This is a genomic window from Flavobacterium calami, assembly GCF_038290035.1.
In the GTDB taxonomy this organism is placed as follows: Bacteria; Bacteroidota; Bacteroidia; order Flavobacteriales; family Flavobacteriaceae; genus Flavobacterium; species Flavobacterium calami.
Genome location: NZ_JBBYHS010000015.1, coordinates 22,285 through 37,936, shown reverse-complemented (window position 1 = coordinate 37,936; position 15,652 = coordinate 22,285). Strand labels below are relative to the sequence as shown.

The window sequence follows — 15,652 nt, the reverse complement described above, 5'->3', positions numbered from 1 at the left end:
GTGTTATATTAAATCTGCTAATTCTGTTCCTATCAAACTTCCTATTGCTACTCCCATTCCTCCCAAACGCACTCCGCAAAAGACATTTTCTGATAACTGCGTAACTATTGGATTCTTACTATTTCCAATCCCCATTATACCGCTCCACCAATGTTCAATTTGAAAATTTTGATGTGGCAAAATTACATTAATAAGTAAATTCTCCAATTTATTTTGAATAATTTTCGTCTGACCAAATTCTGATGTGTTTTCTGCTGCAAAATCCAGATTTCTACCGCCTCCTAATAAAATTCTATTCCCGATATTTCTAAAATAATAATAACCCCGATCGAGATGAAAAGTCCCCTTGATATCCAGGCCTTCAATTGGCTTTGTTATTAAAACTTGAGCACGAGCAGGTCTTACAGCTCCATTTGTCAAAGATTCTGCAAAACCATTAGTAGCAAAAAGTAATTTTTTAGAATTAAAACTAAAATCATTCAGTATTACTTCAACATGGTTTCCGGCATCAGTATAAGAAGTTACCGTTTGCTGGTTCAGAATTAAGATATTAGCAGCAACAGCCTGTTTGAGCAATTCCTGCATCATATTTCCGGTATCGATCTGCGCTTCAAAAGGATTAAAGATCAAATACTCCTGAATGTTTTCAAATCCAAAACGGTCAATTTCTTTAGTAAAAACTTCTGCTTTAAAAATTGGTTTCAGGACTTCATTTATAAAAGGAATTTTAGAAATACATTCATTAAATCCAGATTCATCCTCTTTCAAAAACAATTCATAACCGCCGTGAGGCCTGAAATCTATGACATTATCCCCAAGTCTTTTTCGAAGCAACTGCAGACCCTGCCAGCGTTTTTCTATTAACTGAACAACATCCTCTTCCGTGTGTGTTTTTAGGTCTTCCATAATTTCAGAAATACTTCCAAAACAGGCAAAACCGGCATTTTTGGTACTTGCTCCCTGAGGCAGCATTCCTTTTTCTAATACGAGAATTTTTGCTTCCGGAAATCTTTCGCGTAAGCGTAGTGCTGTATGAAGACCTACAATCCCACTCCCGACTATGGTATAATCAACATTTGTAAACCAGTTTTTTAGTTCCCAATAACTTAGTTCCATCTTTGCATTTTGTTAAATTCCAATTTTAAAAATCCCAAATTCCAATCTTGGTGTAAATTACAATTTTTTAAATTTCAAATTCAAAACTTTGTTTTTAAATTTATTCGTGATACAAAAATTCCCACTGTAGTTTTTAGAATTTAAAAATTGGAATTTGATTTTCTAAATTTTAACAATTATTGAAATTTGAAATTTAACTATCCAGGCTTTAAATGTTGTATTTTTAGCCCCACAGAAAATAGAATTTTATTATGAAAAAAGTATTATTTATAACCTTAATAATGATGAGTTTAAGCGCTATCGGACAAAATGTAATGTCGCAGGAATTACTATGGAAACTAGGAAGAGTAACACCACTTGGACTTTCGAAAGATGGTAAAAATGTGGTTTTTAAGGTTTCCATTCCTTCTGTAGAGGAAAACAAATCGAATTCTAAATTTTACATTATGCCGGTAAACGGCGGAAATGCAACTGAAATTAAAGACACCAAAGAAGTTCTGACCGACAAAAACATTTCGCCTGACGGAAAATATCTGATATATAATGAAGAAGTAAAACTGGAAAAAGTATTAGGTAAAGATTTCTATCCAAATCTTGACAAATCGGATGCCCAAATTTATGACGGACTGGATTATCGTCATTGGGATACCTGGAACGAAGGGAAATTTAATCATGTTTTTTATAAAGAAAACAAAGACGGTGCAAAAGGAATTGACATTTTAAAAGGTGAAAATTTCGACAGTCCGCAAAAACCTTTTGGAGGTGATGAAGATTATATCTGGTCTCCGGACAGCAAAAACATTTTGTATGTATGCAAGAAAAAAGCAGGAACCGAATATGCTATTTCTACCAATACGAATATTTATGAGTACAATTTAGAAACTCAAAAAACAGTAAACAGAACCGAAGACAATTTGGGTTACGATACTGCTCCGCAATTCTCTCCAACAGGAAATTTATCCTGGCTGCAAATGAAACGTGACGGTTATGAATCTGATAAAAACGATATTATTGTTGAGTTTAAAGGAATCAAACAAAACTTAACCGCAAACTGGGACGGAACTGTAGATAACTTTATCTGGAGCAAAGATGGTAAAAATGTGTATTTTACAGCTCCGGTTGACGGGACAAAACAACTTTTTATTGTCAATTTTCCAGGAGTGACCCGAATTGCAATTACGGTTCGTCAGTTGACAAATGGAGATTTTGATGTTAATGATTTAGTTGGTTTTGCTGGTGATGATATTATCGTAACACGTTCTGATATGAATCACGCTTCAGAAATTTATTCTTTTCATTTAAAGAAAAACACCTGGAAGCAATTATCAAACATTAACACAGAAACATACAAAACGTTAGCCCTTAGCAAAACCGAAAAGCGTTATGTGACTACAACTGATGGCAAAAAAATGCTGGTTTGGGTAATTTTGCCTCCCAATTTTGATGCTTCAAAAAAATACCCAACTTTATTGTTCTGTCAGGGAGGACCTCAAAGTCCGTTAACACAATCGTATTCTTTCCGTTGGAATTTCTCCTTAATGGCTGCTAAAGGCTATGTAGTTGTAGCGCCAAATCGTCGCGGAATGCCGGGTCATGGTGTAGAATGGAACGAACAGATCAGTAAAGACTGGGGCGGACAGGTTATGGACGATTATCTGTCTGCGATTGATGATGTTGCCAAAGAAAACTTCGTAGACAAAAGCCGTTTAGGATGTGTGGGCGCAAGCTACGGAGGATATTCTGTATTTTATCTGGCCGGAATTCACAAAAACCGTTTTAAGACTTTTATCGCTCATGACGGGGTTTTCAATACACAAAGTATGTTTGGAACTACCGAAGAAGTTTTCTTTAACAATTGGGATTTTGGCGGAGCTTACTGGGAAAAAGACAATGCAGTTGCTCAAAAAACATACACGACTTTTAACCCTGCTACTTTGGTTGGAAACTGGAACAAGCCTATTTTAATTGTGCAGGGCGGAAAAGATTTTCGTGTTCCAATCGGGCAAAGTCAGGAAGCTTTTCAGGCGGCACAATTAAGAGGAATCAAAAGCCGTTTTCTTTATTTCCCAGATGAAAATCACTGGGTTCTAAAACCTCAAAACGCACAGGTATGGCAAAACGAATTTTTTAAATGGCTCAACGAAACCCTTTAATAAATAAAGAAAATAAAACGGCCACAGATTTACAGTCTGTGGCCTCTTTTTTTAAAGAAAGTTTGGCTTTTTAAAACAGAAAATATTGAATAAATTGCAGTAATCAATTCTTAAAACAATCTCAATAACATTTTATGGAAAGTAAAAAAAGCTACATGCCTATCAAGGTTCTTCTTAGCTATGTTGCATTACTGGCACTGGTTGTTACCGTAGGCTGGTTTTTATATTCTGAAAATGTAATCTACAACAGACTCGAAGATAAAATTGCCCTTGAAAAAACAAAAATTTTAAGGGTCAGCAAGCTTTATTCAAACGTATATAAAACAGAAAGTCTGGCACGTAAAACGATTCAGACCAATTCTGAAAAGGATTTTAAAAGTTATCTTATTGAAACAGATTCTTTAAAATCAAGGATTGACACATTAAAACAGATTGTCAATTCGCAATATGAAAAAACTTTATTAGACAGTGTCACTTACTTTCTGTCTGAAAAAACAGAAAACATCCGAAAATTAAAAACCATCAAAAACAAAGCTGATGATGAAGTTTCTGTAAATACTGCTATCGATGAAATTACCAAAATGGAGTTTAAGCTCAGAAAACTGGAACTTCAGGATTTTACCAAAAGTCCGAATGAACTTGGAAGCTATCAGCGTAGTGTGCTGCAAAAATATGTTGATTACCTCAACCAGAATATTCCGGATGACAGTACAAATACCCTGAGCAAACAAGCTTCTGATTCGATTTTGGCCAATTCTAAAAAACTTTTGAGTGACGTAAAACAAAAAGCAGAGAAGAAAAAGGAATCGCTCAATTTTGAAGAAAACAAGCTGCTTAAAAATGAAATTGCCATTTCTGAACAGCTCCGAAAAGTGCTCCGGATTATTGAACGGGAAATTATCATCAACTCTATCAAAAACAATTCATTAAAAGAAAAGTCGCTTAAAAAAGTTAATAAAATTGTTACCGCTTCGGCCGTTACGGGTTTATTACTTACGATTCTTTTCTCTATTTTAATCGTAAGCGATTATTCGAAATCCCAATTGTATAAAAAGCAGCTGGAGATTGCCAATTTTAAAACCAAAAACCTTCTAAAAAGCCGGGAGCAGCTTATTTCTACCGTAAGTCATGATTTAAAAACGCCATTGAGCACGATTGTAGGGTATTCTGAACTTTTGGGCAATTCTGATGTCAGTACCAAACAATCGTATTTTATTAAAAACATTAAGAATTCTTCAGAATACATCACCCAGCTGGTTCAGGATTTATTGGATTTTTCTCAAATTGAAGCCGGCAAAATTACGATAGAAAAAGTTCCTTTTTTATTACCAGAAATCATTGATGAAGTGGCCAAAAGTATTCAGACCGTTTACACACAAAAAAACATTGACCTCATCATTAATGTGGATGAAAAGCTAAATACAAAAATTGTTGGAGATCCGTTTCGTCTGAAACAGATTTTGAGCAACATTGTTGGAAATGCCTATAAATTTACCGAACAGGGTTTCATAAGAATCAGTGCTTATGTTGCCGAAGACAATGATTTTTTTGCCATTACCATTGAAGATTCCGGTATTGGAATTGAGAAAGAAAATCAGAAACTCGTATTCGAAGAATTTGCCCAGGCCAATGAAAACATCGAAAAAAAATACGGCGGAACAGGTTTAGGCCTTGCTATCTGCCAGAAAATTATTTCGATTTTAGGTGGAAAATTAAATCTTGAAAGTACGTTTGGAGAAGGAAGTACTTTTAAAATTAAACTTCCGCTGTTGTTCGATACAAGTGTAGCTTTACCCGAACCAGAACAAAAAGAAATAATTTCGAATTCTGAAAAATTTACTTTTATTGTTCTGGATGATGATATCAATTTACTGAATTTGACCAGCACTGTTTTAAAACAGCAGAAACATCAGGTTTTATCATTTATAAGCGCAGCTGAAGCCTTAGAAACTATCCGGAACACTGATTTTGATTTTATCATTACAGACATTCAAATGCCTGAAATTGACGGGTTTTTGTTTGTTAAAAAATTAAAAAGTAAAACCAATTCATTTTATAAAAATCAGCCCATTATTGCTATCACAGGAAGAACAGATTTGGATTTTTCTACTTATACGGACGCTGGTTTTTCGACAGTAATAAACAAACCCTATTCTCCAAAAGTCTTACTTGAAACCATACAGAAAGTTTTAGACAACACTATAACTTTTGATAATACAATTGTAAAAAACGAAAAAGAAATTTCTTCAAAATCATATTCTTTAGAAACCTTAAAAGAGTTTTTAGGAAACGATACTGAATCGGCAAAGGAATTTATTGAATCATTTATAGAAAGTACAAAGCAAAATTTAAACGCTTTGGAATATGCGGTTCAGAAAAAAAACATAGCCGAAGTAAATGCAATCAGTCATAGGATGGCACCAATGTTCAGACAAATTCAGGCACATGAAACCGGAGAAATTCTAAAAAAATTAGAACAAAATACTTTGCAAAATTCGGATTTGGAAGCTCTTTACAATAATTTAAAAATCAAAATCGATTGGCTTTTTGATAGTCTAAAGAAAGAAAATCTTTAATCAATATTGTACTGTTTCAGTTTATTGTAAAGTGTTTTTCGGGTTATTTTCAACAGCTTTGCCGCTTCAGATTTATTATTTTGGGTTCTCGACAAAGCATGAATAATAGCTTCTTTTTCATTATCAGACAAAGAGAAACTTCCTGAATTCTCCCTTTTTTCCGATTGAAAAAATTCGATTGGTAAAACATCACTTTCTATGAAATCTCCCTGAGACAAAAGTGTAGCGCGTTTGATACAGTTTTGAAGTTCGCGTAAATTTCCCGGCCAGCTGTATTTTTGAAAAATGGCTACCACTTCTGGTGAAAAACCAATAATATCCTTGTTTAACTGCTGGTTGGCTTTTTCTAAAAAGTAATCAGCAAAGACCATCAAATCCTCTCCTCTGTCTGTCAATGAAGGCGACTGAATGGAGAATTCATTGATTCGGTGGTATAAATCTTCACGAAAATCTCCGTTTTTAACAGCTTCACGCAAATCTTCGTTGGTTGCAGTAATAATCCGGATATCAACATTGATTTCTTTGTTGCTGCCGACCGGTTTTATTTTTCGTTCCTGAAGCGCCCTCAACAACTGAATTTGGTTTTCATACGAAAGATTTCCTATTTCATCCAAAAAAATAGTTCCGCCGTTTGCCGCTTCAAAATAACCTGTTTTATCACTGATTGCTCCGGTAAAAGATCCTTTTAAATGACCGAAGAACTCACTCGCAGCCAATTCTTTCGGAATTGCACCGCAGTCAACAGCTATAAAATTATTGTTTTTACGATGACTTTGCTGGTGAATACTTTTGGCAATAATTTCTTTTCCTGTTCCGCTTTCACCAATAATCAAAACAGACATATCTGTTGGACTGACAAGTTTAATATGCTCTAATAATTTTTTGGAGGCAACAGAAATTCCTTTTACAAATTCGTTTTCAGCAGAAACCAGTTTTTGGGGAAGTTTTTTTTCTTTTACAACCTCTTTTTCAACCGGAAAAGTTTGCAATGCGTTTGTAATCACCAATAAAACTTCATCAGGATTAAATGGCTTCGAAATATAATCAGAGGCGCCGTTTTTAATTGCTTTTACGGCCGTATTTACATCAGAGTAGCCTGTCATAAGTATAACAGGAATTTCAGGATAGGAAGTTTTGAATTCGGTCATCAAAACAATACCGTCAGCATCTGGCAAACGAAGATCCGTCAAAATCAAATCGAAAGATTCTTTTTTGATATAGGATCGGGCTTCTTCTGCTGAGAAAGCAATAGTTACATCAAACGTCTTTTTTATCAGAAACTTTTCTAATAATTTGCAAAACGAAATATCGTCTTCTATTAATAATATCTTTGGCATTACTTTTTGGGACTTTTTTGCTAAAATACCACTATTAATACAGTATTTTCACAAAATTATGCAAAAAAAAAGAGACTGCCGTAGCAATCTCTTTTTCACCAAAAACATAAATCTAATTCACCTAATTATATTTTTAACCAGTTCCCATTGGCATCTGAGTAAACAGTAGCCTTCTGGTCTCCAACTGCTATGTCTAATTTGTATTCCTTTTTTTCGTTTACATAAGCTTTTTCCAGTTTAGCACCTGGATAAGCAGTTTCGAGTGCTGTTTTTACGGCAGCAGGTACTTCATCTGTTTTAATCTCAGTATATGCTGACTGAAAATTTACAGTAGTTTTTACTGGTTCTGCATCATTAGCTGTTGATGCATAAATTGATAAACTTCCAAGGATTATCGCTGCGGATAAGATTAACTTTTTCATAATACTGATTTTAAAAAATTATTTTTTAATGATGTTTCCTGATGCATCTGTAAAAATAGTATACTTTTTATCTCCATTGGAAATCTCAAGTTTATACTCGTTTTTCTGATTTTTGTACGCTTTTTCAAGCTTAGTGTTTGGAAAAGATTTTTCAACTGTAGATTTTACAGCTGCCGGAATTGCATCTGCAGTAACCTCTGTATATTCATCCTGAATATTTACAGGAAGAACTGAAGCTGTTATAACCGGAGCAGCTGCCTGAACCGATAATCCTCCCAGAATAATTGCTGCAGATAAGATTAGCTTTTTCATAATTATTGGTTTTTATTTCGGATTATTTTTTAATGATATTTCCTTTATCATCTGTATAAACAGTAGATTTTTCTCCTCTTACTGTTATTTCGATTTTATACTCTTTTTTATCGTTCACATAAGCTTTATCAAGTTTTACACCTGGATACGCATTATCTAAACCTGTTTTAACTGCTGCAGGTACAGCATCAACTTCTTTATATTCATCCTGAACATCTACTGATTTGATAACAGGATTTATTGAACTCAGTGTAGCTGCCTGAAGTGACAACCCTCCTAAAAGGATAGCTGCCGATAAGATTAACTTTTTCATAATAATATTTTTTTAAAGATTATTGTGATTATTTTTTGATCCAGGTACCGTCTGCATTTGCAAAAAGATTACCTACCTTGTCTCCTACAGTAACATCCAGTTTATATTCTGATTTTGCATTTTTATAGGCTTTTGAAAGTACTGCATCCGGATATGCTTTTTTAAGAGCATCAGTAATAGCAGTTGGTACTTCTTCTAATTTTACTTCTGTATATTCATCCTGAACAGAAATTGTTTTTACAATAGTATTTGAAACTGGAGAGGTTGATGCGAAAGAAGTTAAACCTCCCAAAACGATTGCGGCTGATAAAAATAAATTTTTCATAATGTGTATATTTTAAATTATTAATAGTTTTCTACGCTTAAGGTAAAGAAATTATTATGCCGTAACTTAAAATACACTTTCAAAACCACCTAAAGTACTATTTTTAAAGGAATTAACCAAGAAAACGTTCTGATTTAAAAAGAGTTGTTTGTGTGTAATTTTAAAAACATAGTGTGTAAAAAGTATACAAAACAAAGGTTTGTTATCAATTATATGTAATTTCGAGAAAAGGATTTCTGAACATGATTTTTATTCTGTAATCCAAAAATTAAGAATTTATCCACAAGATTTTTCCTCGATTTAGACAGATCAGCGAAACAATCTAACGCATCATCAGTTTGGCTGTACTTAATTTGAAATACTAACCTTACTTTTCAGGTCAATTGTTTGATAAACAGAAATTTAATCAGTTCATTTTATTGAAAAAAACGTGCCTTAAAACCGAATATTATCAATAAAAATATTGAGTAACCTGTTTTTTCATATAATTGTTCTTCATCTGGGCAGAATTGCGCCCAACTTCTTAATTTTTAGCATTAATATCCTATTTTTGCACAAAATTTAAAAAATTGTAAAATGAAAAAAATTATACTATTACTTGTTCTAATTGCGACATTGGGGGATGTTACCGCTCAGACAAGCATTGGTGAAAGTTTAACAGATGTAGATTTCAATAAATGGTCTATCGAATTTGCTGGAGGAATTAACAAACCAACCCAGCCTATGAAATACTACACGGAAAAAGTAAGTCCGTACGTTGTAGATTTGGGTGCGCGATACATGTTCAACACTAAATTCGGTTTAAAAGCTGATTTTGGTTTCAACAGTTTTCAGGAAGGAAAAGGCTCAAAGCCTTTTGATACCAAATATTACAGATTTGACATTCAGGGTGTAGCTAATTTGGGCCGTATTATGGACTTTCAAACCTGGACTAATACTATTGGTTTATTGTTACATACGGGATTTGGGGGTGCTTACTTTGAAGATAAAAATTCTTCATTAGATGACAAAATGATCAATTACATGGTCGGTGTAACTACACAAATTAAATTATCAGACAAATTAGCACTTACAGCAGATTTTACAACAATAGTTAACGCTCTTCAGGATAATACTTACGATGCCGCAGCTAAAAACCCTGAAAAAGGTTTTGCAGGAGCTTTATTTAATGGGACATTAGGTTTAACTGTTTATCTTGGTAAAAGCCAAAAACATGCAGACTGGATCATAATTACCGACAGAGAAGCTACAGCTTTAAAAGACAGAGTTGATGAACTTGAAAAAATGCTGATTGATTCTGATAAAGATGGTGTGGCTGATTATCTGGATCTTGAACCAAATACCATCGCCGGACTTATGGTAGATTCTAAAGGAAGAGCTATTGACACGAACAATAATGCAATTCCAGATGAATTAGAGCGTTACTTAACCAAAACTTATCCAAAAGCTACTAGTGGTGACGATCCTGTAAGTGATAAAGAATCAATTACAAAATTAGTTAACGGAGGTTATGTTGCTGCTTATTTCGATTTCAACAAATCTACCCCAACAGAAGCTTCTTTAGACGGAATTAACTTTGTATTGAACTACTTAAGAAACAACCCTTCGGCTACTGTTGAAATTACAGGTTATGCAGATGAGATTGGCAACTCTTCATACAACGAAAAATTAGCTAATGAAAGATCAGACAATGTAAAAAACATTTTAACTAAAGCTAAGATAGCTCCTGAAAGAATAACTATTACCAGCGGAGGTATAGATGCTTCTGTTGATAAAGATTCTGCTTTGGCAAGAAAATTAGCAAGAAGAGTTACTTTTAAAATTAAGAACTAAATATTAGTTAATTACAGCTTACAATCAAAAAGTCACATCTTTACTGATGTGGCTTTTTTTTTAGAAAATTGAATTTTAATTGAAAACAATAAAAACCGCATATTATCTGCGGTTTAAATTTTATCGGAATATTTTTGAATTGAAACTATGACTTTAAAAATAAATAGTGGTTTCAGGCATCAAAACTTTCAATTTAGCAATAGATTCCTTAGTCATCGGATTGCCCACCAGAATTAGAGTTTTGAGCTGTTTTAGATATTTAATTTCTTCTGGGAGATCTTTTAGTTTATTATTGGCCAAATTCATACTTACGACATTTTTTAATTGACCTATTTTTGGAGAAATCTGAGTAATAGCATTATCGCTTACATTGAGATATTCGATATTTTTAGACTGAAATATGGTTTCAGGGACTTTCACAATATGATTTTTTTGCAATTCTAAATATTTTAGATATTTCGGTAATCTCATTTCGCCCAAATCGTTAATTTGGTTAGACGAAAGATTCAGATATCTTAAGTTTTTTATTTTATCTAACCGGTTAGAAACATTGCTAATCTGATTACTGTGCAGGTTTATTTCTTCCAGAGATGGTATACTTAAAAGCGCTTCAGGAAAAACACTTAAATTATTGGAATCAAAATGTACAATCTTTAAGTTATTGAGTTTTGAAATTTCCGAATTTACAACCGTCAGGCTATTAAGATTCATCGATAACGTTTTTAACTTTTTCAATTCACTAATTTCACAGGGAATAAACCGGATACTATTTTCGTTTACATTCAAAATTTCGAGCTCCTTTAGAGAGAATATTACTCTATCCATTTTCTCTAAATGATTCGCCATTAGATTTAGAAAAAAAAGAGAATCCATTTTTACAAGATTAGGAGGAAGATTATATAATCCTTTGTTCCTGAAACTCATACTGTAAACTGTTTTTTTGCTTAAAAGTGCCGCATCAATATCGGTATATGTTGGATATTTGACGGGATCAATTTGCGCTTTTACATTAGAGAACGAAAAAATAATTGTAATAAATAAAAGTATTTTTTTCATAAATATAAAAGCTGCCGACAGTAAATGCCGGCAGCTAAAAAATAAAATTAGTACTTACTTTTTAAGAAGTTTTACAGTTTTTTGGAAACCATCTGCTTCTATATTTAAAATCAACATATTTGAAAATTGCAGTTGAGCCGTGAAATCTAATTCTAAAACAGAGCTTGTTTCGGCGAAAGCTTTCTTATAAACAATCTGTCCCAGCAAGTTATAAGCAGTAAGCGTTAGGTTTTTAAGATTCTCCGAATTAATATTTACAACTCCTGAAGTTGGATTAGGAGAAACAATACCATCATTTTGTATGTTGTGACCAATAGTACCTAAAGAGCCGTCTTTACCCAGATTTTGTTTGAGCGCAATAACTATTGTAGCAGATTTTCCTTTGTAATCAATCGTGTTACCAGTTGCATCCACATCTGTATCAATACCTGAACCTGGATGTTGAATAGAGAAAAACCCGAATTTATGGTCAGGAGTAAAAGTAAGTCCTGTCGGTTCAGAACCAGCTGGCATTGAAGCGAAAAGTTTAACTTTAGGATTTGCCTGAGTATGATCCGGAGCTATTACCCAAATGTAATTTTTTCCACCATCCTGTAGCACCCAAAGATTCCCTAATTCATCAAAAGTCAAGTTGTCATTTCCATCTCCCCAGGCTTCTGTTTTAACTCCGTCTGTTGTGTATAAATTGTAAACCGTTGATCCGCCTCCAACAAAAACTTCTACTTCTGAAGCTGTTGTTCCGCTATCTTTTAAACGGTATACTTTATCCAGTCCTTTTGCTGTAAAATAGATTTTACCATCTAACGGACTTATTTCTACATCTTCTATTCCGTTAAATTTAGTTCCTCCTAAAGATTCAGCCAAAGAAGTTGTATTGTTTTGATCCGCTTGTGTCTTATTCGGAACCTGAATCCATGTCGCTGTAGAACCTACTGGATCTCCATTTACTATACCTTGGTCCAGTTTTAAAACATATAAATTCCCAGACGAAAGATCATTTGGAGTATCCATTGCATATTTGTATACCATGTGTGTTCCTCCGTCTTCACCATAATAAGCCAAAGTTCCTGCATCATTAACCACTACATTTTCGTGATTCATAATCCCCATTTGCCAAAGCTTACCTTTCGTTCCATTGGTGTTTTTTGAAGAAACCTCTGCAGTAGCAGGATCAATCTCTACTAACCAGCCATAATCCTTATATCCATCGCCATTTGTATCGTTACCTGTTACAGATTCCTCAGCAGTAACAATAGTTCCCCAAGGTGTAACTCCTCCTGAACAGTTTCTGATAGTTTGTACTAAACTCGCCGATGAAAAATCTACAGCTCTTGACTTTGTAAGTTCCCAAAGTTTGGTAGTAGCATTGAAATTAATTTCTGCCATCGTAACCCCACCCGGATTTGTCTCATGATTTACAGAAAGATATCCATCTGTACTGCTTGGCGTACCACCTACTTTTTTAGCCACATAACCTGTAAAATCGTTTTGCCCTCCAACAAACCCTCCTCCTTCAGTATAAGAATCACCCTCCTTAAGAATCAATTGAAATTTATGCTGTGTAGGAATAATTAATTTTGAAGTCTGTGCTGTAGGTACAATAGATGTAAAACAGCTAATATGGTTTCCGTCATTACACGAAGTATCCGGTGGAATAACTACTGGTGGAGCTGTATTCTTAAGATAAGCATCCATTCTCAAATCAGAACTGCTTGCTCCTCGGTTGTGTAATTCAATGGAAATCCTATTTGTTCCCTGTACAAAATTTGCTTTTGGGATGGAGAAAACATTATAAATACTTTCATTTGTCCCGTCAATTGTCGTACTTGAAAGTGTGGCGTAGGTAATCGTTCCAGCAGGCATATTATCCCTTACTACTTCTACTCCATTTAAAAAAACAAGAATACCATCATCTCTCATCACACCTAGCTCCACTGTCTCGGTAAGATCAGCTAAATTCACGGTAAAATCTTTAGTAAAATAAGCTGCATTTAAAGGTTTTGTGATGGTAGTAGTTACTGGATCACCATATCCTAATGGCCCATTTCCTGATTTCCAGGCTGAAATATCAAATGCAGGTTTTTTCCATTCATCAGCCAATTGTACTCCTTTGTCATCATAACTCCATGATGAAGCTTTATCAAAAATTGTAGTTTGAGCCTGAATAACTGAATTAGTCATCAATAAAAAAGCGGCAACTGAAAGTAATTTTCTTTTCACGGTATAGTGTGTTTTGTTATACAGTGCGAAGTTATTTTCCTCTGCCGGACTTTGTATTAAGTCTATTTTAAATAACTCTTGTTATAAATTAGCAAATCTTAAACTAAATGTTAACCTGTTAAGATTAAGTTAGTATTGCACTTTACTGATGTCTGTCAGGGAATTGATAAATGCGATAAGCTGCTTTATTTCTTTTTGATCAAGATTCAGTTTATCCGGAGACAATGTCTGATTTTTAATTTCCAGCCCCATTCCTTCAGCACCTCCCTCATTGTAAAAAGTGATCACTTCTTCTAAAGTTGTAAATGCTCCATTATGAAAATACGGTTTTGTAAGAGCCGCATTTCTTACAGTCATTGTCTTAAACGAATTTTCATAAATCCATGAATTTTCTTTTTTTACATTGCTGTTTATTCTTCCTTTATCATCATCAATCTCAATAGGCAATATTTGTAATGGCTGTTTTGTTACACCCAAAACTTCAGATTCATTTTCATTATAAAAAGGAGGCACTAATCCTGAAAAATGGGGCGCAAAATGACAGGTCGCGCAGGCAGCTTTTCCCATAAAAAGATTATAACCCTTTTTGGCATCTTCAGAAATTTCTTTTTCGTTTCTCATGAATTTATCAAAATCACTATTGAAAGAATATAACGAAGCAACATAAGAACTTAAGGCTTTAGAGAAGTTCTGTTTATTGACATCTCCATTTTTAAAGGCTTTTTTAAAACCTCTTTTGTACTGTGGATTTGTTTTTAGTTTTTTAATGATACTTTCATAACTGGTATTAAATTCCTGTTCATTATAGATTACATGTTCTACCTGCTGTTCAAGATAAAAAGCGCGTAAATCATAAAAGAATCTTTTAGCAAAAACAGCATTATACAGAGAAGGAGAGTTTCTTAAAACAGTTTTACCTTCTACATTACTTAAGGATTTTGTTTTTAAATCGGTAAAAGCATTTTCAGGCAAATGACATGAAGCACAGCTCATTTTTTCATTTTTGCTTAAACTTTCGTCATAGAAAATTGCTTTTCCCAAAGACCTCAATTCAGCATTATCTTCAGATGATTTTAAGAGTGTATAAAAATAAGGATTTAGAAAATCATCACTAAAAAAGTTTTTATTATTAATATTCCAGCCTGAAATTTCTTTTAAATCATCCGGAGTATTGTCCCATTTTCCCAGTTCTTCATACAAAGGCTGAAGATGATCTTTATAAAATTCTATTCTGTCAAAAGAATCAAAATTGGTGTTTTCAGAAAGGTACTTGATACTACCCGCTAATAAGTCTTCAGCTTTTTGGGTGTCAAATTTTTTAAAGTAATCATCTTTTTTAATGTAGTTATCAATTCCTTTAAGAGCATGGATAGATTCTTCGAAAACGTTAAGTGATCCCGGCGTATCAAATCCTGTAACACCCATTGTGTAAATTCTAATAAGTTCTATTCGTAGTGGCAGCGTTTTATTATTTTCTTCTGAAAACCCATTTTTTAATGTGCTTAGATAAAAATCATTATAACTATTATAAAGAAAATCTGTTATTTCCACTATCTTATCCTGTTGCGTACCAACTTCATCTGAAAAAATAAGTTCATCCAAAACCTGTAATCCTTCCGGAGGCAAGGTATTAGAAGCGGTCCCTGTCCCTTCAATATGAAATAATGGGGCGGCATTCAGATGTGTTTTTGAAAATTCAGGATAATGATACGCAACATAAAATTCTATTTCTTTATATGAATTTCTGGTATTTCTTAAAGATTTCTGTAAATCTTCTTTTGAGATTTTATGCTGCTGAAACAGATGGGTGTCTGATTTTAAAACAGTCAATTCATCCTTAAAAGTTTTTAAACCCTGATTGACTATTGCATTTGTAGTGATATATTCATTATCTCCGGGATTAAATGACATTATTACAAAACCTGTAAAAAGTGCAATACCGAGAAACAAAAAGGATTTCATATTTTTTTGTCTGCAAAAATATTTCCT

12 protein-coding genes are annotated in these 15,652 nt (G+C 33.6%); 3 read left to right on the top strand and 9 right to left on the bottom strand.

All coding sequences use genetic code 11. The annotated features are described in order from the left end of the window. Positions 1 to 3: 3 nt before the first annotated feature. Entirely contained in the window at positions 4 to 1,116 is a 1,113-nt protein-coding gene (locus tag AAEO57_RS14670; protein WP_341693779.1) for an NAD(P)/FAD-dependent oxidoreductase, read from the bottom strand. A 251-nt stretch (positions 1,117 to 1,367) separates the two neighbouring features. Between AAEO57_RS14670 and AAEO57_RS14665 the strand changes: the two genes are divergently transcribed. Both AAEO57_RS14665 and AAEO57_RS14660 read left to right on the top strand, forming a co-directional pair. After that, positions 1,368 to 3,269: a S9 family peptidase gene (locus AAEO57_RS14665; RefSeq protein WP_341693778.1), complete on the top strand. Its 1,902-nt coding sequence runs from the start codon at positions 1,368 to 1,370 to the stop codon at positions 3,267 to 3,269. Between the two features lie 134 nt (positions 3,270 to 3,403). Next, a complete protein-coding gene (locus AAEO57_RS14660; protein WP_341693777.1) occupies positions 3,404 to 5,845 on the top strand; it encodes an ATP-binding response regulator in 2,442 nt (813 codons plus the stop codon). Here the strand turns inward: AAEO57_RS14660 and AAEO57_RS14655 are convergent. The 5 genes from AAEO57_RS14655 to AAEO57_RS14635 form a co-directional block, all read right to left on the bottom strand. Beyond that, entirely contained in the window at positions 5,842 to 7,182 is a 1,341-nt protein-coding gene (locus tag AAEO57_RS14655; protein WP_341693776.1) for a sigma-54-dependent transcriptional regulator, read from the bottom strand. The two genes, AAEO57_RS14660 and AAEO57_RS14655, sit on opposite strands and share 4 nt — an antisense overlap. A 125-nt stretch (positions 7,183 to 7,307) precedes the next feature. Next, on the bottom strand, positions 7,308 to 7,604 hold the full coding sequence (locus AAEO57_RS14650; protein ID WP_341693775.1) for a hypothetical protein: 297 nt from the start codon (positions 7,602 to 7,604) through the stop codon (positions 7,308 to 7,310). A gap of 18 nt (positions 7,605 to 7,622) precedes the next feature. Continuing rightward, positions 7,623 to 7,916, bottom strand: a complete 294-nt coding sequence (locus tag AAEO57_RS14645) for a PepSY-like domain-containing protein (RefSeq protein ID WP_341693774.1) — start codon at positions 7,914 to 7,916, stop codon at positions 7,623 to 7,625. Positions 7,917 to 7,938: 22 nt separating this feature from the next. Beyond that, positions 7,939 to 8,229 carry a hypothetical protein gene (locus tag AAEO57_RS14640; RefSeq protein ID WP_341693773.1) on the bottom strand — a complete coding sequence of 97 codons (291 nt, stop codon included), beginning with the start codon at positions 8,227 to 8,229 and terminating at the stop codon, positions 7,939 to 7,941. A 28-nt stretch (positions 8,230 to 8,257) separates the two neighbouring features. Continuing rightward, positions 8,258 to 8,554: a hypothetical protein gene (locus AAEO57_RS14635; protein ID WP_341693772.1), complete on the bottom strand. Its 297-nt coding sequence runs from the start codon at positions 8,552 to 8,554 to the stop codon at positions 8,258 to 8,260. Positions 8,555 to 9,130: 576 nt separating this feature from the next. On the opposite strand from AAEO57_RS14635, the gene AAEO57_RS14630 reads away from it, so the two are divergent. Continuing rightward, a complete protein-coding gene (locus tag AAEO57_RS14630) occupies positions 9,131 to 10,387 on the top strand; it encodes an OmpA family protein (protein WP_341693771.1) in 1,257 nt (418 codons plus the stop codon). Positions 10,388 to 10,540: 153 nt separating this feature from the next. Here the strand turns inward: AAEO57_RS14630 and AAEO57_RS14625 are convergent, their stop codons facing one another. The 3 genes from AAEO57_RS14625 to AAEO57_RS14615 all read right to left on the bottom strand — a co-directional run bounded on the left by AAEO57_RS14625 (position 10,541) and on the right by AAEO57_RS14615 (position 15,625). Beyond that, positions 10,541 to 11,443, bottom strand: coding sequence for a leucine-rich repeat domain-containing protein (locus tag AAEO57_RS14625; RefSeq protein ID WP_341693770.1), 903 nt, complete (start codon positions 11,441 to 11,443; stop codon positions 10,541 to 10,543). A 54-nt stretch (positions 11,444 to 11,497) separates the two neighbouring features. Continuing rightward, positions 11,498 to 13,663, bottom strand: a complete 2,166-nt coding sequence (locus tag AAEO57_RS14620; RefSeq protein WP_341693769.1) for an alkaline phosphatase PhoX — start codon at positions 13,661 to 13,663, stop codon at positions 11,498 to 11,500. A 129-nt stretch (positions 13,664 to 13,792) separates the two neighbouring features. Beyond that, positions 13,793 to 15,625: a cytochrome-c peroxidase gene (locus tag AAEO57_RS14615; protein WP_341693768.1), complete on the bottom strand. Its 1,833-nt coding sequence runs from the start codon at positions 15,623 to 15,625 to the stop codon at positions 13,793 to 13,795. Positions 15,626 to 15,652 lie beyond the last annotated feature (27 nt).